16 protein-coding genes are annotated in these 18807 nt (G+C 34.3%); 14 read left to right on the top strand and 2 right to left on the bottom strand.

What is annotated here, in order from left to right; all coding sequences use genetic code 11:
* Nucleotides 1–578 precede the first annotated feature (578 nt).
* The 3 genes from ACE1TH_RS15910 (at nucleotide 579) to ACE1TH_RS15900 (ending at nucleotide 2344) form a co-directional block, all read left to right on the top strand.
* A complete protein-coding gene (locus ACE1TH_RS15910; RefSeq protein ID WP_375079506.1) occupies nucleotides 579–1019 on the top strand; it encodes a pyridoxamine 5'-phosphate oxidase family protein in 441 nt (146 codons plus the stop codon).
* A 175-nt stretch (nucleotides 1020–1194) separates the two neighbouring features.
* Nucleotides 1195–1707 carry a GrpB family protein gene (locus ACE1TH_RS15905; protein ID WP_375079505.1) on the top strand — a complete coding sequence of 171 codons (513 nt, stop codon included), beginning with the start codon at nucleotides 1195–1197 and terminating at the stop codon, nucleotides 1705–1707.
* Nucleotides 1708–1978: 271 nt separating this feature from the next.
* Entirely contained in the window at nucleotides 1979–2344 is a 366-nt protein-coding gene (locus tag ACE1TH_RS15900) for a nuclear transport factor 2 family protein (protein WP_375079504.1), read from the top strand.
* A 127-nt stretch (nucleotides 2345–2471) separates the two neighbouring features.
* On the opposite strand, the gene ACE1TH_RS15895 is transcribed toward ACE1TH_RS15900, so the two are convergent.
* Nucleotides 2472–2993, bottom strand: a complete 522-nt coding sequence (locus ACE1TH_RS15895) for a rhomboid family intramembrane serine protease (protein WP_375079503.1) — start codon at nucleotides 2991–2993, stop codon at nucleotides 2472–2474.
* A gap of 747 nt (nucleotides 2994–3740) precedes the next feature.
* On the opposite strand from ACE1TH_RS15895, the gene galU reads away from it, so the two are divergent.
* The 11 genes from galU to ACE1TH_RS15840 all read left to right on the top strand — a co-directional run bounded on the left by galU (nucleotide 3741) and on the right by ACE1TH_RS15840 (nucleotide 15871).
* Nucleotides 3741–4625 carry a UTP--glucose-1-phosphate uridylyltransferase GalU gene (galU, locus tag ACE1TH_RS15890; RefSeq protein WP_375079502.1) on the top strand — a complete coding sequence of 295 codons (885 nt, stop codon included), beginning with the start codon at nucleotides 3741–3743 and terminating at the stop codon, nucleotides 4623–4625.
* Between the two features lie 8 nt (nucleotides 4626–4633).
* The gene (locus tag ACE1TH_RS15885) at nucleotides 4634–5317 is read left to right on the top strand and encodes a sugar transferase (RefSeq protein WP_375079501.1); all 684 of its coding nucleotides are present in this window, start codon (nucleotides 4634–4636) and stop codon (nucleotides 5315–5317) included.
* Between the two features lie 20 nt (nucleotides 5318–5337).
* On the top strand, nucleotides 5338–6423 hold the full coding sequence (locus ACE1TH_RS15880; RefSeq protein WP_375079500.1) for a glycosyltransferase: 1086 nt from the start codon (nucleotides 5338–5340) through the stop codon (nucleotides 6421–6423).
* Between the two features lie 16 nt (nucleotides 6424–6439).
* Nucleotides 6440–7558: a glycosyltransferase gene (locus ACE1TH_RS15875; protein WP_375079499.1), complete on the top strand. Its 1119-nt coding sequence runs from the start codon at nucleotides 6440–6442 to the stop codon at nucleotides 7556–7558.
* On the top strand, nucleotides 7551–8834 hold the full coding sequence (locus ACE1TH_RS15870; protein ID WP_375079498.1) for a TolB family protein: 1284 nt from the start codon (nucleotides 7551–7553) through the stop codon (nucleotides 8832–8834). The genes ACE1TH_RS15875 and ACE1TH_RS15870 overlap by 8 nt, the downstream gene beginning before the upstream one ends.
* A gap of 30 nt (nucleotides 8835–8864) precedes the next feature.
* Nucleotides 8865–9674 (top strand): glycosyltransferase, encoded by an 810-nt coding sequence (locus tag ACE1TH_RS15865; protein ID WP_375079497.1) that lies wholly within the window; start codon nucleotides 8865–8867, stop codon nucleotides 9672–9674.
* 93 nt (nucleotides 9675–9767) lie between these two features.
* Nucleotides 9768–11030: a lipopolysaccharide biosynthesis protein gene (locus tag ACE1TH_RS15860; protein ID WP_375079496.1), complete on the top strand. Its 1263-nt coding sequence runs from the start codon at nucleotides 9768–9770 to the stop codon at nucleotides 11028–11030.
* A gap of 105 nt (nucleotides 11031–11135) precedes the next feature.
* A complete protein-coding gene (locus tag ACE1TH_RS15855) occupies nucleotides 11136–12422 on the top strand; it encodes a hypothetical protein (protein WP_375079495.1) in 1287 nt (428 codons plus the stop codon).
* Nucleotides 12423–12572: 150 nt separating this feature from the next.
* On the top strand, nucleotides 12573–13391 hold the full coding sequence (locus tag ACE1TH_RS15850) for an ATP-grasp fold amidoligase family protein (RefSeq protein WP_375079494.1): 819 nt from the start codon (nucleotides 12573–12575) through the stop codon (nucleotides 13389–13391).
* Nucleotides 13392–13461: 70 nt separating this feature from the next.
* Entirely contained in the window at nucleotides 13462–14466 is a 1005-nt protein-coding gene (locus ACE1TH_RS15845) for an NAD-dependent epimerase (RefSeq protein WP_375079493.1), read from the top strand.
* Between the two features lie 85 nt (nucleotides 14467–14551).
* Nucleotides 14552–15871, top strand: a complete 1320-nt coding sequence (locus ACE1TH_RS15840) for a UDP-glucose dehydrogenase family protein (protein ID WP_375079492.1) — start codon at nucleotides 14552–14554, stop codon at nucleotides 15869–15871.
* A gap of 81 nt (nucleotides 15872–15952) precedes the next feature.
* Here the strand turns inward: ACE1TH_RS15840 and ACE1TH_RS15835 are convergent, their stop codons facing one another.
* A complete protein-coding gene (locus ACE1TH_RS15835; RefSeq protein WP_375079491.1) occupies nucleotides 15953–18712 on the bottom strand; it encodes a peptidoglycan-binding protein in 2760 nt (919 codons plus the stop codon).
* Nucleotides 18713–18807: the final 95 nt, after the last annotated feature.

Genomic DNA, 18807 nt, shown 5'->3' with positions numbered 1-18807 from the left:
AAACAACAACGCAATAAATTATTAGAATATTTATAATTGATAAATGACATATGGAATCCAAGGTCCTATTATGGATTTTTGTAGAAACTCACACCATATATACTATTTGTTAAGAAACGTATATGTAACCTAAGTTAAGGGGTTATTTGGTTGATTTTCTTGATTAGCTTTTACTTTTGCTATACCTTTTATTAAAAATACAATAGTAGAGCTTGAAAAAAGTATCATACACACCATATTAATTAGACCTTCATACCGTATAAGACTAAAGAAAAAGTAAATAGAAGCACACTAAAGATCATCAATGATATAGTTTTATATTTCATAATTTCACCTCCTTTTTCCAGTTTAATTCCTTTTATATAAGGATTCAAGCGAATAATCAGTTAATTAGTTGTTGTTAAAAATAATAATAGAATCCAAACCTGTAATACTTATATTTATACAACTAACGGGAGCTTTCCTAATATTAAGGATTCCCTTTTGTCAAAAAGGTTAGTTGAGAAAAATGATACAATAATGTTTATACTTACCAAATATATAAAATAATCAATTTTCATTTAAGGGGTTGAAGCATTTTGAAGATTATAGAGAGTAGGGTGGGGTTTGATTTAGATACATTTATGTTGAAGCCATTATTTGCCCATCTTTCAACAGCATCGTCAGAAGGACCCAGAGATTCTCCCGTATGGTTTCTTTGGGAAGATAATTGTCTGTGGATTATAGGCGGCCCTCAGGATACTTTCCCATTAAGGATAGAAAATCATCCAGCGTGTGCAATTGGTATTGTTGATTACAATAATAAAACAGGAAAAGTGCTTCACGCAGGTTTTAGGGGCAAAGCAAGGGTAGAACCCTTTAACACTGAATTAGCGAATAAACTATTTACCAAATATCTAGGTTCAAACAATAACACTTGGGATCTGAGATTCAAAAATCAAGATCCTAACAGCGTCTTTATACGGTTTGTGCCTGAAACAGTTGTTATAAGAGATCAATCGTACACTATTGGTAAATAATCTATGTTTAACAATGAGCAGATAAACATCTATAGCTTAGGGGGGGGGACGGCAAGCGATTTTAAATAAACAGATTCAATATTTTAAAAACGGTGCAGTTTATTTTAATAAAGAGTTCCTTAAAGTTCGTAAGCTCCTTAATTACAAAGATTAACGTGAATGGAGGAATACTCGAATGGAAGGTCTTAAAAGAGGTACAGTAGCCCTTATAGAGTACAAAGAAGAATGGACCAAAATTTTTAATAGAGATAAAGATATTATTCTTCAAATAGTAGGTAATAAAGTTGTAGATATACAACATGTCGGTAGTACAGCAATACCAGATATATCAGCCAAACCTATAATAGATATCCTAGTTGGGCTTAAGAATATTTTTGAAGCAGATCACTTCATTCCAAAATTTGAAGAGAAATCCTATGAATTTAGACCTCATGCAAGTACACAAGACAGATTTTTATATATAAAAGGCGGAAAGAATTTTAGGACACATCATATACATGTTGTTCAATATGGCAGTAATGAGTGGAATAGGATGATACGTTTTCGTGACTATTTAAGAGAAAATCCAAAGGTAGCTTTGGAATACAAGGAATTGAAGGAAGACCTAGCAAACAGATTTTCGAATAATAGAGAAGAGTACACTAAAGGGAAAGAAAATTTTGTCTACCAGATTGAAAATCTATTTTGACACTGGAGCAGCAGAATAATCACATAAACCCTGTTCTTACACAACGTAGAGGATGACGGTTTTTTATTCGATGCAAACTAAAACCATATTTAATAAGCGTACGAATAATGGATTTTAATTACGGGATTTTTAAACACTTTGACTAACGAGGGCGTTCCTATTAAAAAGAGTGTCTTTCATTGTCACAAACGGGGCAGGTTGGCTGAAGAGCCTAGCCTTCAACATAATATATATTATTATCTATATAGAGAGGGAAAAAGGTGAATCTGAAGTGGATGATACATTTACATTAAAAGAGGTATTCCTTAATTTGGAAGAAAAATTGTTAAAACCAGAAATCAGGGCATCAAAAGATGAGATTACTCAATTACTCTCAGAAAACTTTTTTGAGTTCGGAAGTTCTGGTAAGGTTTTCTATAAAAATGAGAGTATTGATGAAGTGAGTCTTAGTAAGGTAAGTATGAAATTAAGTGATTTTGAGATTCATCCATTGTCTGAACAAATCGTGTTAACAACTTACAGAATCTATAACGAAGTAAGTAAACAACATTCCTTACGTAGTTCGATATGGAGCTTAACTGATGGAAAGTGGAAAATGCAGTTTCATCAAGGTACACCGACAGCTCAATCACATTAATTCCTAATGCGCTAACGGGGGCTTAGCATAACAAGAGCATGTATCGTTGAGATACATGCTCTTGTTGTTTTTATATTTTATAGATGTCATTCTCCTATCCATTCTATTTATGTGTTGAATTGTTCCCCTAATTCGTTATTCTCTTCTCCTTCTTAATCATAAAATCCGTGATAAACCCGACTAACAAACCAGAAATAAAAGCACCTATATGTCCTACAATAGAAATATCCGGAATCGTAAACGTCATAATGAAGCCTATTGCACTAAATGTTGTTATGAATCTTCTGTCATCTTGATTCAATTTATCTTTATTGAAAACGACATAATATATATAAATTCCGATTAAGCCATAGGCGATTCCTGAAGATCCTGCTAAAGGATAATTGCTAAATTGAACGAATTCAACCGACATTCCAGCCAATACAGATAGTAAAATAAGGATCAACGGATAGAGGAAAATACCATAATAGTTCTCTAAAGGTCTTGAGAGAAGGATTAGAAACGGTATATTTAAAATCAGATGAAACAGGCTCATATGTCCAAATGAATAGGTAACGAATCGCCAAAGTTCTCCACTTTCAATGCTGTTTCCACTCAAAGCCCCCATACGTAATAATGATTCTTCACTATAGCCATGAAACACGATCATTATGATTAGGGAGAAAACGATACATATGCATACATAGATCACCGTTATTGGATACATGCGCACAAATTGCTTGAAGTTCTTTTCGAAATTAAAAATAGTCATCATTCCTTCTTCGATATTTCTTGTGAAAAGTTTATAGATAATGATAAAAGACGATGTTTCTATAGTTAGGGAAGGCTTCTTCATTAGCTTATACTAAATTCCCTGTCAGATTCCATGACAATTGGTGTCGAAATAAAGGGTTTTATCGTCATCATCTAGAAGATATAGAGATGAAAATGGCTATTGGGATTAAGTGTAGGTTAGAAAGTCACGTACATATGGATAATACTTGAAGCACCTGTTAAGATTTTCATGGAAAAAGGTGTCTTTTATTTGAAAAGTTTGCTAGCCTAAACTTCTGAATTGTGGTAGATTATGAGTAGCGCTGTCATAAAACGAAAGAAAGACAGAATAAATGTCAAAAAAAGTGGTAGGAATCCACTTTTTATTTGTTTGAGGGTGCTGAAATTAAATTCAACATATGGTCATGTCTTCAATACCATTATCAATGAAGGCACTCGGCTATGCTAAGGGTACACACCTTAGGCGCAGGTCGCCGACGGCATGGTGTGAGGAGAGGTTTAATGCCTCTGGTCAATACGACCAATAAAAAAAACAGTTAGAAGAGCGCTTACATTTATAATGTAGGAATTTTTCTAACTGTTTTTTATTGTCGGAGTTACATTAAAAGGGGGAGTTTTCGAAATGACAACAGTTAAAAAAGCAATTATACCCGCAGCAGGACTTGGTACACGGTTCTTACCTGCAACAAAAGCGATGCCAAAGGAAATGCTTCCGATCGTGGACAAGCCTACAATCCAATACATCATTGAAGAAGCGATTGAGTCAGGGATTGAAGACCTAATCATTGTGACAGGAAAAGGGAAGCGCGCGATTGAAGATCACTTCGATCATTCCTTTGAGCTGGAACAGAATCTCTTTAATAAAGGAAAGCTTGAGATGCTTGAGAAGGTGGAAGCCTCCTCGAAGATTGATATTCACTACATACGACAAAAAGAGCCAAAAGGACTCGGCCACGCAGTTTGGTGTGCGAGAAAGTTTATTGGCGATGAGCCATTTGCGGTTCTTCTAGGGGACGACATTGTCCAAGCGGATACACCGTGTTTAAAACAGTTGATTCAACAATATGAAGAAACAGAGCGCTCGGTTATTGGGGTGCAGTCGGTTCCTGATACGGAAACCCACCGTTACGGCATCATTGATCCTGAATCAAAAGACGGTCGCTTGTACGGCGTATCCCAATTTGTGGAGAAACCAGCACAAGGGACAGCCCCATCAAACTTAGCGATTATGGGTCGCTACATCTTAACGCCAGAAATCTTTGAATTTCTAGAAAAACAAGAAACTGGTGCAGGTGGCGAAATTCAACTGACCGATGCGATTCAAGCATTAAACGATTCTCAAAATGTGTATGCCTATGACTTTGAAGGCTCTCGTTACGATGTTGGGGAGAAGCTTGGCTTTGTGTTAACACAAATTGAATTTGCGATGCAGCGAGAAGAGTTAAAAGATGAGTTACTAACGAAGATGAAGGAATATCTTAGTGCAAATTATTTAGTGAGAAGGTAGGTTTCAAAATGGAAAATGTAAGAAAGGTTGTTGAGACGAATAATATCAAGCAGCAAAAAATATTGACTGAGGAATCTAAATTCTACACTTTTGCAAAAAGGTCTATGGATTTAACGATCTCTGTAGTCAGTTTTATTTTCCTAATGCCCTTATTAATACTCATTTCGCTACTTTACTTGTTAGAGAAGAAGAAAGGTAATGTGATCTTCAAGCAAAGAAGAGTCGGTAAGAATGGGGAGTTTTTCAATATTTATAAATTCAGGTCTATGGCAGTCGATGCAGAGAGCAGATTAACTCAAGATAAGAAGCTATATCAAAAATATATTGACAATAACTATAAATTAGAACCTGATGAAGATCCTCGTATTACAAAGTTAGGTTCCTTCTTGAGGAAAACAAGCTTAGATGAGTTACCACAATTAATAAATGTAATTAAAGGCGATATGTCCCTCGTTGGGCCAAGGCCAGTAGTAGAACAAGAATTGGTTGAATATGAAGACAAAGTTAGACAATTTCTATCCGTTAAGCCTGGAGTAACAGGTTATTGGCAGATATCAGGAAGGAGCAACATAAAGTATCCAGAACGTGTTGGTGTAGAGCTACATTATGTACATAACAGATCGCTTAGTTTCGATATTGAAATTCTTTTTAAAACATTTATCAGTGTGTTATTTAGAAAAGGTGCGTATTAATTTGAAAGGTGGTTATATTAATGGCTCAACGAATTGATCTATTAATTAATTCGTTACGTGGAGGGGGAGCCGAGAAGGTATGCACCACCATTGCTAACGGTTTAATCGAACAGGGATTTGAAGTTAATCTAATAGTTATTGACCTCAATAAGGCTGTTTATTTAAATAGATTACATGCTAATGTGAACCTAGTTAATTTAGAGACTAAAAGAGCTCGAAGTTCTTTTAGTGCCCTTTTAAAATATGTAAATAAGTATGAGCCTGAAAAGATGCTTGTATTCAATTATGAATTAACATTTATTTCTTTATTTGCGCGTGCCATATCAAAAAAAAGGTTTCATATTATCTCAAGGAGTATTAATACACTCTCTGAAGTTAATAAAGAAGACTCCTCACAAGTGAAAAAAACGTTTAAAAATTTTCTCGTAAAAAAAATATACTCTAAAGCTAATTTAATAATTGCACAGTCTGAGGGGATGAAAGGCGATTTAGTAAAGAATATTAAGATTCCGTCGAAGAAAATAGAAATTATCCACAATCCTATAGATTTTAATATATTGAAAAAAACCTTAAAGGATGACTACAAAAAATCAACTGATTTTTTGTTTATTGGGAGATTAGAAACACAAAAAAATTTATTTCAATTACTTGATGCTTTCAGATTATGCTTAATTGAAGTTCCTAATTTGAAATTACGTTTAGTAGGAGAAGGTTCTTTAAAAGATGAATTGATAGCATATTCTAGTGTAATTAAGATTGAAGAAAACGTCCAAATTGATTCATTTGTTGAAGATGTAATACCTGTTTATAAATCAGCCAAAGTAACCGTTTTGTCATCTAATTATGAAGGGTTTCCTAATGTCTTATTAGAATCCATAGTACTTGGAACTCCAGTAGTTTCGTATGATTGTCCTTCCGGTCCTGCTGAAATTATAAAAGATAAAGAAAATGGATTTCTAGTAGAAAATGGAAATGTAGAAATGTTAGCTGAGAAAATGTTAAAGGCATTAGATTTTAATTGGAATAAAGAGAAACTAATAAAGTCAATGGAACAGTTTATGCCATTAAATATTATTTTGAAATACGTAAATATCATAACAAAATAATTAGGGGAATAATATTTTGAAAATAGTCTATATAGTATCAACATTAAAAGGTTCAGGCCCTATTAATATACTCTATAATATTACAAAGTATATTAATAGGGATAAATTCTCGCCTGTAATTATTACATTATCACCGGAGCCTAAGGGGTCAATGATTAATAAGTTTGATGAGTTAGATATACCTGTGAAAAAATTGAATTTGTCAAGAGTTGAAGGTGTTTTAATCGGTGTTAAAAAAATTAAGTCAGTATTAAAAGAGATAAATCCAGATGTAATCCATACCCATGGGCACCGTGCTGATATTATGGCTACTTCTATAAAAAGTGGTTATCCTATTGTAAGTACAATTCATAACTATCCTTATGAAGACTATATTATGAAGTATGGGAAAATTGTCGGAAGTTTAATAGCGGTAGCAAATGTAAGAGCTTTTAAAAAAATGGCTCAACCAATAGCATGTTCTAGAACAATAGCAAAATTAATGGAAAATCATGATGTTAAAGCAGAGTCAATTCAAAACGGTGTAGATCAAACCCTCTTTAGTCCACAATTAATGGAAGAAAAGATAGAACTAAGGAAGAAGTTGGGTATTCCAATAAATAAGACCGTCTTTATATCAATTGGTTCTCTAATAAAAAGAAAAAACCCCGAGATGGCAATCAATGCTTTTAAAAAAGCTGAAGTCAATGATCAAGCACTTTTAATTGTCTTAGGTAATGGAACCTTGAAGCAGACTTGTATAGATTTAGTAGAAAATAGTGAGTCTATAAAAATTCTTGGGCATGTAGATAATGTAAACCAATATTTGAGGGCATCGGACTATTTTGTTTCAACATCTTTATCTGAAGGTTTGCCTAATACTGTCTTAGAATCATTAGCAACGGGGGTTCCGGTGATATTATCTAATATTGATCAACATAAAGAAATTCTAGTATACAAAAAAGAGGCTGGAGTATTGTTTGATGTCAATAATTCAGAACAGCTTAGCCATACTTATAGAGATACAGTTAAAAGTTTAAATGACAATACCAAAAAGGATGCTGCGCTGAATATAATTGAAAATCATTTAAATGCTAAATGTATGACAGTTAATTATGAACGTGCATATGAGAAGGTTGTGAAAGAATTTGGGTGAATATAACAGTACGGAAAGAAAATTAGCAATCTTTTTAGATCGTTTCCCGAGCGCAAAAAAAATGGCTAAGAAAGCTTACCAACGAATAAATTATGCTCGCTATCGTCAAAAGGGTTTTACTTTTGAGATTAATGATTTGGTGGAATTAGAAGAGGCAAGAACGAATTTTAAGGTCTCTGAAAGTACAAAGGAGTACTTTTTTGGGTATTATGATAAAACTCCATGGTCCCCAGATATGAAAAGTGCAATATATCAAGAAAAATTGGACAATGGATTATTAGAAATTGTTCTCTATGATATTAACAATGGGAAATTTTCTATTGGTAAAACAAAAACTTGGAATCATCAGCAGGGGAGTATGGCACAGTTTTTACCGAACTCTAAAGGAAATATTGTTATTTTTAACAGTATTAAGGATGACAAACTGGTAGCAAATATAACTAATTTAGATGAAAAAACAGATGAGATTTATCCATATCCAGTGCAAACAGTTCATCCTGATGGCAAAGAATACTTGTCTATCAATTATAAGAGACTACAGCTTATTAAACCAGAGTATGGGTATGAGCCAGAATGTGAGAATTTCGAACCTAATGGTAAAGAAGATGAAGATGGAATATGGAGGTTTGATCTTAATAGTAAATCTGTAGAAACAATTATTAACATTAAACAATTAAAAGATCTAAAACCTAGAACAGAAATGAAAAATTGTCTTCACAAAATAAATCATGTTATTTATTCACCAGATGGAATGCATTTTGTTTTTATGCACAGGTGGTCTGGTTCGAATGGAAGATATTCCCGTTTGCTAGTCTCTGATAATTTAGGAGAACGCATAGATATATTATTAGATGAAAATATGATTTCTCATTATCATTGGATTAATAATGAAGAGATAATTACCTGGGCAAGAACTCGTAAATTTGGTGATAAATATTACCGTATCAACATTCTTACAAAGGATATTTCAGTAATAGGAGAAGGACAACTAGACAAGTTCGGAGATGGGCACCCAACGATTTCTCCAAATGGAGATTGGGTCTTAACAGATAGTTACCCAGATAAAGCCCGCCAAAGACATTTATTAATGTACAACCTTAAAAATGGGGAATTATATAAAATTGGAAGATTCTTTTCACCATGGAATTTTGATGGAGAGATTCGATGTGACTTACACCCAAGGTGGAGTCCGGACGGGAAAAAAATATCAATAGATTCCACACATGAAGGGATAAGAAAGAGTTATATTTTGGATGTTTCTTCTATTGTAATTTAATCTATAGTTAATAGTGGAGTTGTGATATTTATGAAACCTAAAATAACAGTAATTATGGCAACATATAATGTTGAGGAATTTATTGAGGAATGTTTAGAAAGTCTAGTTAGCCAAACTTATAAGAATTTTATAGTTAAGATTATTGATGACAATTCTTCAGATAAAACTGCAGAAATCATCCATGATTTTAGCTCTAGAGATAGTAGAATTCAGTTAATATGCAAAAATAATTCAAATCAAGGTCTCACAAAAAACTTAAATCGTCTTAGCAAATTAGTTGATACTGAGTATATTGCGCGAATGGATGGAGATGACGTTTGCCTTCCTAAACGATTTGAAAAACAATATGAATTTTTAGAAAAGCACACAGATTTTGCAGTTGTAGGATCCTGTGCTTTTGATGTTGATGAGTTTGGTAATATTATCAAGAATAGAATTTTCCCCGAAACAAATGAACAAATAAAAAGATCAATAATAAAATATAACCCTGTTCTACATCCATCAGTGTTGGTAAGAACTAAAGATTTGCTTGATATAAAAGGTTATGATGAAAGTTACAGATTTGTTCAAGATTATGATCTATGGTTCCGCATACTTGGAGATAACAAAAAAATTTACAATATGAGAGATCAATTATTGCATTATAGGGTCATAACAACACACCACAAAAAAAGAAATTTTAGCTATAGAATGATTGATGCTAAGATTAGATGGCATGGGACAAAAGCAATAGGGTGCAATGTATATAGTCGGTGCGTAAGTGTTATGATTCCTTTTACTTTAGGAATAATGCCGGTTTTTTTAAAGAAATATCTTGTAAGGTTTAGCCATGGTGGATAATAAGTAATATCTACTTTTTAAAGTTGAAACAGTTATGTGGACTTGAATAGTCACAAGTTAATTTAAGTGCCTATTAGAAACAGGTGTGTGTTTATGAAGAAGAAATCGTTTGTTCGTAACGTCATGACTTTAATGACGGGGACTGCTATTGGTCAAATTTTAACAATAGCTAGTGCACCGTTATTGACACGTTTATATAGTCCAGAGGATTTTGGCGTTTTAGGATTATATATTTCTATAATATCAGTTGTAATAGTTATAATGACATTAAAATATGAACTAGCTATTGTGTTACCTAATGATGAGAAGGAAGCAGCAAATTTGTTTTGGTTATCAGTAATAATTATAACCATAATTACCGGGATCCTATTACTTTTAGTTGCATTGTTTAGAGAAACAATTTCTAATGTATTAGGTGTTCCTGCTTTATCAAAATGGCTTTGGTTTGTTCCAATTAGTGCGTCTGCAATGGGGTTGTACAATTCTTTTAATTATTGGTCTACAAGAAAAAAACAGTTTAAGAGGTTATCTAATTCCAGGGTCACGCAGAGTAGTGGAATGGTAGGAACCCAGTTGCTTGGCGGGGTTATTAATGCAGGGACTTCGGGGCTAGTAATTGGTCAAATAGTTGGTCAATTAGCTGGTGTAGGAGCTCTCTGGTTACAAGTTTGGAAAGAGGATAAGCGTCTCTTAATTAATTCATTTGATCTTAAGCAAATTAAAAAATTGGCAAAAGAATATGTTGATTTCCCGTTGTTTAATTCCTCGCAGTCTTTATTAAATTCATTATCACAGAATGCGGCGCCTGTGTTATTAAGTTTTTTTTTCTCCCCTATAGTTGTAGGTTATTATACTATGGCTTTAAGGTTGATTAAGATGCCAATTAATTTAATATCCGAATCTTTTAGGCAAGTGTATTTTCAAAGAGTTAGTGAATTATATAATAAAGGACAAAATCTAAGTAAAGAATTACAAAAAGCCACATTATATCTAGCAGCTATAGCTATTATTCCCGCTGTCTTAGTTTTTTTTATTGCTCCTTCGACTTTCGCTTTAGTTTTAGGCGAAGAATGGTACATAGCTGGTCAATATGCTAGTTGGTTAGTGGTATGGCTATATGGAGGGTTTATAAATAGGCCCGCGGTTTCCACTATACAGATTCTAAAAAAACAAAAATATTTACTTCAGTATGAAATTATTTTGTTCGTTGTAAGGGTAGTATTATTAGCTTTTTGCGCACATTACTATAATGCGTTAATTGCAATCGCTATTTATAGTATTTCTGGCGCTTTGTTTAATTTTTTATTAATCATACTGACCATATTTCTTTTGAAAGAAAACGAAGTAAAAAGATAGAATGGTATGTTTTTATGAATAGACCTAGCATTCCATATAATAGTTGGAATTGAGATAGTATGACGAGCAATTTATTAATTTGGTTAGAACAAGAGGTAAAATATCGTGTATATTCTCAATAAAAAAAGAAACGTTACTTATTATTACACTCCTATATTGTGTTTCTACTTATTTACTTTGATCTGTCTTTATCCATTCGGTGTTGAGATAGGAGGTGTCTCGTTACGCCTTTCTGATTTAATTAGTTTAGCTCTTGTTCTAATAGGAAGTATCTATTTATTAAAGATAGGCAAAGTTAAAAAAGAGATCGTCCTACTATTGATCATTGCACCATTTTTTTTGATGGAGCTTATATTGCCTATTCTCGGCTCATTAATGCACTCGGATTCTTTTGTTGTTTCAAGTTTAAAAACTATTATTACTTACTTACCACTGATATTTTTATTCATATTCTATGATAATAATTCTCTAACTGTTTTAGATAAGAAAATTGAGAACGTATTAAAGGTTGCTCTAATAACACAGTTGATTGCTTCACTTGTTCAAATACTTGTGGTCTTTAATTATTTGCCAAGGGAATTCCTGATTCAAGAAATATTAGAACAATGGTCTGTCGATCACCATTATGATGCTGTTGATGGTGTTCGTGCAAGTGGACTTACTAACAATGGTATAGAGCTCTCCATGATTGGGATTTTAATATTCGGTTATTTCCTCAGTAAATTAAATACTGATTTTAGAATAAGTTATTTGATATATGTTTTTAGTGCATTAACGCTTATTATTTTGTCAACGACAAGAGCTGCAATACTTGCAGCAGTAATAATTTTTTTGGCACACGTTCTTTTTTCTAGAACCTCTTTTAAAAGCAAAGTTAAAACTATTACTATGTTGACAACTTCTATACTAGTATTGTTTTTTATTATCAGTCGTTATTTGGGTTTGGAAGAACTTTTCTATAGATTTATACGTATCACCGAAGGTGGTTTAACAAATGACTTTTCATACAATTACAGAAACGAGGTTCTGTGGCCGCATGTACTAGAAGGGTTAAGATCCTACCCCGTAGGTACGTTAATAAATCCGTACAATGTATTTGGTGTTATAGATTCAGGGTATCTATCGTACTATGCTCAAGGTACATTCTTATTCACCATTGCTTTTATAATCTTAGTGATAGGATGCTTATTCTTGGGTGGAGTAAGTGTTATGAAAAAAACAAACGTTCATCATGGATTGTTTCTCATTAACATTATGATATATGTGTTAATAGCAATGTATTTTTATAACTTAATGAGATTACCTATTGTAATCTTTTTTATAATGTATGCTATTGCGAATATAGCTTTGTGTAAAAAGAAAGAACTATATGAAGGTAAGATGTTAAAATAATTTCCAAAGAATAATATTGAAAAGTATTAAGCTGGAACAGTGTGGTGAGGACTTATAACTTTAAAAGATGTAGTTAAAAAAAATGAAACTGCTATAAGTTTATATGATAATATTCTCAATGCTTATTATAAAACAGTATCTGATGAATCTATGATTAGAAAGAGATTCAAGAAAGAAAGAGGCAGAAGTGTTAACTTAGAAACTCCAGTATTATTTTGTGATAAGTTACAGTGGTTGAAACTAAACTGGAGAGACTCGCTAGGTACAATTTGTTCTGATAAATATTCTGTAAGAAATTTTGTTAAAGAAAGAATAGGTGATCATTATTTAAATGAAGTCTATGAAGTCTATGATAATGTTAGTGAAATAAATATAGATAATTTGCCAGAGTCTTTTGTACTTAAAGGTACACATGGCTCTGGATATAATTTAATTTGTAAAGATAAAAGTAATATGGACTGGGATAAAGCTTTTAAAGAAATGAGAAGGTGGCTTAAGAATAATTATTTTTGGAAGAACCGAGAATGGGTTTACAAGGATATCGAGCCCAAAATTATTTGTGAAAAATTTTTAAGAGAGAAGGATAAAGAGGCTCTAGTTGATTATAAGTTTTATTGTTTTAATGGGGTCGTGAAATATTGTCAAGTAATAAGAGGTAGGCAAACTGAAGAGACTATAGATTTTTACGACGTTAATTGGAGTATAATGCCATTTACAGGATTGAGGAATTTGCCCAACTCCAATGAAAGTTTTCAAAAACCTTCTAAGTATAATGAGATGATTGAACTTGCTCAAAACTTAGCCAAAAACTTTCCTTTTGTAAGGGTAGATTTTTATTATGTTAACGAAAGAATCATTTTTGGAGAAATGACATTCTTTCCAACAAGTGGATATGGAAGCTTTTATCCTTCTGAATGGAATAAGAAAATTGGAGACCTACTTAAGCTTCCAAGGAGTAGGAATCAATAATAGTTTTCTGGTTGGTAACTATCGATTAATTTAGTACTTTTTATATATTAATTTATCTAGGAGAGATGGAATGGTTATTTTAGTAACGGGTGCGGCGGGTTTTATAGGCGCTAGTTTAAGCAAAGTATTAATTGAAAAAGGATATACAGTCCTTGGAGTAGACAATCTTAACAATTACTACGATTCTCAATTAAAGCGAGACCGATTAAAGGAATTAGAAGATAGTAAACTTTTTAAATTTGTGGAAATGGACATAGCAAATTTAGATTTACTATATTCTATTTTTAAAGAAGAAAGGGTCACCCACGTTTTGAATATGGCTGCTCAAGCAGGTGTCCGCTACAGCATAGAAAATCCACATGCATATATTCAATCAAATTTAGTAGGGTTTACAAATATCTTGGAAGCATGTAGACATAACAACGTGGAACACCTTATTTATGCTTCTTCGAGCTCCGTTTACGGTGCTAATAAGAAGATGCCATTCTCAACTTCCGATGCTGTAAATCATCCAGTAAGTTTATATGCTGCGACTAAAAAGTCAAATGAGCTTCTTGCTCATACTTATAGCCATTTATATAACCTCCCAACAACTGGACTTCGTTTCTTTACTGTATATGGTCCTTGGGGGAGACCTGATATGGCTTACTTCTCTTTTACAAAGAATATTATTGAGGGGAAAACGATCAAAGTTTTTAATAATGGTGAGATGATGAGAGATTTTACTTACATCGATGATATTGTTGAGGGAGTCGTGCGATTATTGGATCAAAAACCTGAATCAAATATAGCATTTAATCATTTAAATCCAGATCCAAGCTCAAGTCATGCACCATATAAAGTGTTTAACATTGGCAACAATTCTCCAGTAAGGCTTATGGATTTTATCCAAACTATAGAACATCACGTAGGTAAAAAAGCTAAGCTTGAATATTTACCGATGCAACCAGGTGATGTAAAGGCTACTTATGCAAATATAGATGAATTACAAGAAGCTATTGGCTTTAGTCCGAGTACTTCAATTGAAGAGGGCATAGGCAAATTTGTTGAATGGTATAGATCCTATTATAAATAAAGGTTGATTTCGAGATTAGAAAAGGTGGATTCTAGCCTCTTTGGATTAAGTTTTTTTATTTTAGAAACTATAAAGGAGATTGTTAATGAAAAAAATAGCTGTAGTAGGTACTGGCTATGTCGGACTCGTCACAGGAGTAGCACTTTCAGAAATTGGACATTATGTTGCCTGCGTAGATATAAATCAATCTAAAGTTGAGAGTATGCGAGCTGGTAAATCACCAATCTATGAACCTACTTTATCGGAACTGATGTTAAAAAACGTTGAAGCAGGTCGCCTTTCTTTCACAACAAAACACAAGGATGCTTTTGAAGGCGCTGATGCGATTTACATAGCTGTGGGCACACCTCAAAAAGAAGATGGTACGGCAGATCTTTGTTTTATTGAATCCGTCGCCAATAACATTGCCGATCATCTAAGTAACTACGCCGTTGTTGTAACAAAGAGTACAGTTCCTGTTGGGACGAATGATTATATTAAGAGATACATTGAGCAATTAACGGATGTTCCTTTTGATGTGGTGTCAAATCCTGAGTTTCTTCGCGAAGGATCAGCTGTCCATGATACATTTAAAGGTGATCGTATCGTAATTGGTGCGGATAGTCGAATTGGTGGGGATTTAATTGAGGAAATTAATAAACCTTTTGATATCCCTGTTTTCCGAACGGATATTCGTAGTGCCGAGATGATTAAGTATGCGTCTAATGCGTTTCTTGCGACGAAGATTAGTTTTGTTAATGAGATTGCGAATTTGTGCGAGAAGCTTGATGCGAACGTGGATGATGTTGCAAAGGGAATGGGACAAGACAAGCGTATTGGTGATAAATTCTTGAATGCTGGCATTGGTTATGGTGGTTCTTGCTTTCCTAAAGATACAAGTGCTTTGGTACAGATCGCAGGCAACGTGGAGCATGAGTTTACGTTGCTCAAAGCGGTTATTGAAGTGAACTACAAGCAGCAACGTTTACTTGTGGAGAAGGCAAAAGAGTATTTTGGTAGTTTACGTGGTAAGAAGATTGCTCTCTTAGGACTAGCCTTTAAACCGAATACTGATGACATGCGCGAGGCTGCTTCTATTACTCTTTCTCAGGAGTTAGTTCTTGCAGGTGCACAGGTTGTTGCTTATGATCCAATTGCAACCGAGAACGCGAAAGCACTACTTCCTGAGGCTGTCGATTATGTGGAAAGTCCGAATCAAGCAATTAAAGGAGCTGATACAGCTTTCGTTGTAACGGAGTGGGGAGACATTTGTGCGTTGACGCCGGAGGACTTTAAAACAAATTTAAAAGAGCCTGTTGTCTTTGACGGGCGAAATTGCTTTGATTTAGAGGTAATGAAAGAAGCAGGTCTTAATTATTATTCTGTAGGTCGACCAGTTGCGAAGATGGAAAAGCAATATGTGTAAGAATAACCCTGCTACATGCTTAAGCATGTAGCAGGGTTATTAATTTATCATCTGTAAAAACCAATTATATAAAGAGATGTTTTATTGGAAAAACCTTATAAACCCATCGTGAATACCTTTTGCAGCATTTTCAAGAAATGTTGGAGATTTGAGTTTTGCCGCATCACTCTGATGATCTACAAATCCCACTTCAACTAACGCTGATGCCATAAGTGTTTCACGTATAACGTGGAAGTTGCCTTCCTTAACTCCCCTGTTACGCATATCAATTTGGGAAAGCATTCCGTTTTGTACATGGGTTGCTAAATTACGACTTTCTGTTCCAGCGTATCTTTCTTGCCAAAAAGTTTCTGTACCTGTTCCGCCGCCTGCATTGTTGTGAATACTAACAAATGCATCAGCATTAGCGTTATTCGCTATAGCTGCACGTTGAGCTAACGTCAAGAAAACATCAGTTGTTCTCGTCATAATTACTGTTGCTCCGGATGATTCTAATTGTCTTTGTAATCGAATGGCGATATCAAGGTTAAGATCTTTTTCGCGTAACCCATTCGCAACAGCACCTGGATCATTACCACCATGCCCCGCATCAACTACAATCAATTTTCCGAAAAGTGGTCCTCTGTTAATTACTTCATTTAATTTTCCAAGTGTAGCTGGACCTACAATCCCATCAACTACTAATCCATAAGCATGTTGAAAGGCACGTACCTGATTAGCAGTCTGTGAACCAAAATAATTATTCGGAGTATTAGAGACGTTAAACCCAGCTTTAGCTAAATCGTTCTTAAGTTTTATAACATCATCACGATAGATACCTTCTCTGAGGTAGCCATTCGCTAATTGTGATAATCTTTCTTGGGTGTTTTTATCTGCTACTCCAGTTACAGATAAACCATATTTAGCTTGAAATGAGCGAACTTGTTTCTTAGTTTCTGTACCAAAAAAGTTATTACCGGAACCTGGAACAACGAAACCCATTGTAGCTAAGTGTTGTTTAAGTATAACAACACGAGGATCGTTTAAACCTTCAAATAAATTTTGTGAAATGACTATGTCTAAAGCTGATAGTGTTTCAAGACCAGCAATACCATCAACTCTCAGATTTTGAGCCCTTTGGAACGCGCGTACTTGTGAGTCTGTTTGTAATCCAAAGTAGTTGTTAGGCGAAGAGGAGACTGGAAAACCAGCACGCTCTAAGTTCCTTTTTAAATCTATAACGTCATTTCTATACATACCTACTCGTAGATAATCATTTGCTAAAGATTCTAATAGAGTTAAGATATTTTGGTTTACGAAGCCCGTAACAACGAGATCTTGAGACTCTTGAAAACTTCGTACACTACGCTCGGTCTCATCTCCAAAAAAATCATTACCGGAACCAGGTACTGGAAATCCAAGAATTGCTAAATATTTTTTCAACTGGACAACTTTTGCATCATGCACACCATTGTAAAGGATTGAAGAATTTATATTCTCTAATGCTTTCCATGTATTGTCATCAGCTATGCCATTAACGGTTAATCTATATGCCTGCTGAAAAGCCCGAACTTGTTGCTCAGTACCAGGCCCAAAATAATTGTTTGTATTCCCAGGGACGGGGAAACCTGCTCTTGCTAAAAATTGTTTTAATTGAATTACATCATCACGATACATGCCGAATTGTAAGGGTTGATTTGCTTCATTTCTAATACGATCATATGTAGATTGATTAATTGCTCCCGTTATGGTTAGACCACGTGAGCGTTGATAGTTGCTTACTGCCTGTGCTGTTTGAGGACCATAATGTTCAGTTGGATTTTGAGAAATAGGAAATCCAAGGATTTCAAGCCATCTTTTTAGTTGAATGACACGTTGATCTCTAACCCCATTATAAAAAAGCTGATTATTTGATGCCTGAGATGTGATAATTTTTTTACTTTGCTGAACCGTTTTTGATTTAGATTGATTACTTTCCTTTGTTTTATCTTTGTTATAAGCCTCTTTTACATGGACAGGTGTAAAAACCTCTTGATCGGTCTTCGTCACGTCAGAAGAAGAGTCCTGCTCATTGGTAGAGTCAGAAGAATCCGAGTTAGCCACATCAGAAGAAGAGTCCTGCTCATTGGTAGAGTCAGAAGAATCCGAGTCAGCCTCATCAGAGGAAGAGTCCTGCTCATTGGTAGAGTCAGAAGAATCCAAGTCAGCCACATCAGAAGAAGAGTCCTGCTCATTGGTAGAGTCAGAAGAATCCGAGTTAGCCACATCAGAAGAAGAGTCCTGCTCATTGGTAGAGTCAGAAGAATCCGAGTCAGCCACATCAGAGGAAGAGTCCTGCTCATTGGTAGAGTCAGAAGAATCCGAGTCAGCCACGTCAGAGGAAGAGTCCTGCTCATTGGTAGAGTCAGAAGAATCCGAGTCAGCCACGTCAGAAGAAGAGTCCTGCTCATTGGTAGAGTCAGAAGAATCCGAGTCAGCCACGTCAGAAGAAGAGTCCTGCTCATTCTCAGAGGCATCAGAATCTTTATTGTCTAAGGAAGACTCATTGTCAGTGTATTTTTTGTTTACTTGGTCAATATGGTCTTTGTGTTCTTTAACAAAATGCTCTAACCACTCTGTAATTTCTTTACATGTCGTTTCTTTTATCATCATAGTCTCCAGTTCTTCAAGATCTGGAAATTCTTCTTCCCATATTTTTAGTAGGTCTTCGATAAAGTTATCTTCAAATGAACAGTTAAGTGAGTCAAACCACTCTATAGTGTTAATGTCATTTTCGTTTTTTAAAGAAGCACTGGCAATAGTGGGGGATATGATAAGTGTAATACTTAATACGAGGCTAAAGAATAGCTTTTTACTAAACAATTTTTTCTCCTTTCAAGATCAGGCTTTTAATAGTGTATACTCTGATTATTCTATTACGAATCTATCATAAAATCTATGATATTATGAAAAAGTAT

It is taken from the genome of Shouchella sp. JSM 1781072 (assembly GCF_041949915.1).
Lineage (GTDB): Bacteria > Bacillota > Bacilli > Bacillales > Bacillaceae_D > Shouchella.
Note: the sequence above shows the minus strand (reverse complement) of the source record. Positions and strands in the feature narration are given on the sequence as shown.

What these genes read in the sequence shown, in the direction of transcription:
- ACE1TH_RS15905 (WP_375079505.1), top strand. Translation starts at nt 1,195, where the DNA reads ATGGAAGGTCTTAAAAGAGGTACAGTAGCCCTTATAGAGTACAAAGAA.
- ACE1TH_RS15895 (WP_375079503.1), bottom strand. Translation starts at nt 2,993, where the DNA reads ATGATCGTGTTTCATGGCTATAGTGAAGAATCATTATTACGTATGGGG.
- galU (WP_375079502.1), top strand. Translation starts at nt 3,741, where the DNA reads ATGACAACAGTTAAAAAAGCAATTATACCCGCAGCAGGACTTGGTACA.
- ACE1TH_RS15885 (WP_375079501.1), top strand. Translation starts at nt 4,634, where the DNA reads ATGGAAAATGTAAGAAAGGTTGTTGAGACGAATAATATCAAGCAGCAA.
- ACE1TH_RS15880 (WP_375079500.1), top strand. Translation starts at nt 5,338, where the DNA reads ATGGCTCAACGAATTGATCTATTAATTAATTCGTTACGTGGAGGGGGA.
- ACE1TH_RS15865 (WP_375079497.1), top strand. Translation starts at nt 8,865, where the DNA reads ATGAAACCTAAAATAACAGTAATTATGGCAACATATAATGTTGAGGAA.
- ACE1TH_RS15860 (WP_375079496.1), top strand. Translation starts at nt 9,768, where the DNA reads ATGAAGAAGAAATCGTTTGTTCGTAACGTCATGACTTTAATGACGGGG.
- ACE1TH_RS15850 (WP_375079494.1), top strand. Translation starts at nt 12,573, where the DNA reads ATGATTAGAAAGAGATTCAAGAAAGAAAGAGGCAGAAGTGTTAACTTA.
- ACE1TH_RS15845 (WP_375079493.1), top strand. Translation starts at nt 13,462, where the DNA reads ATGGTTATTTTAGTAACGGGTGCGGCGGGTTTTATAGGCGCTAGTTTA.
- ACE1TH_RS15840 (WP_375079492.1), top strand. Translation starts at nt 14,552, where the DNA reads ATGAAAAAAATAGCTGTAGTAGGTACTGGCTATGTCGGACTCGTCACA.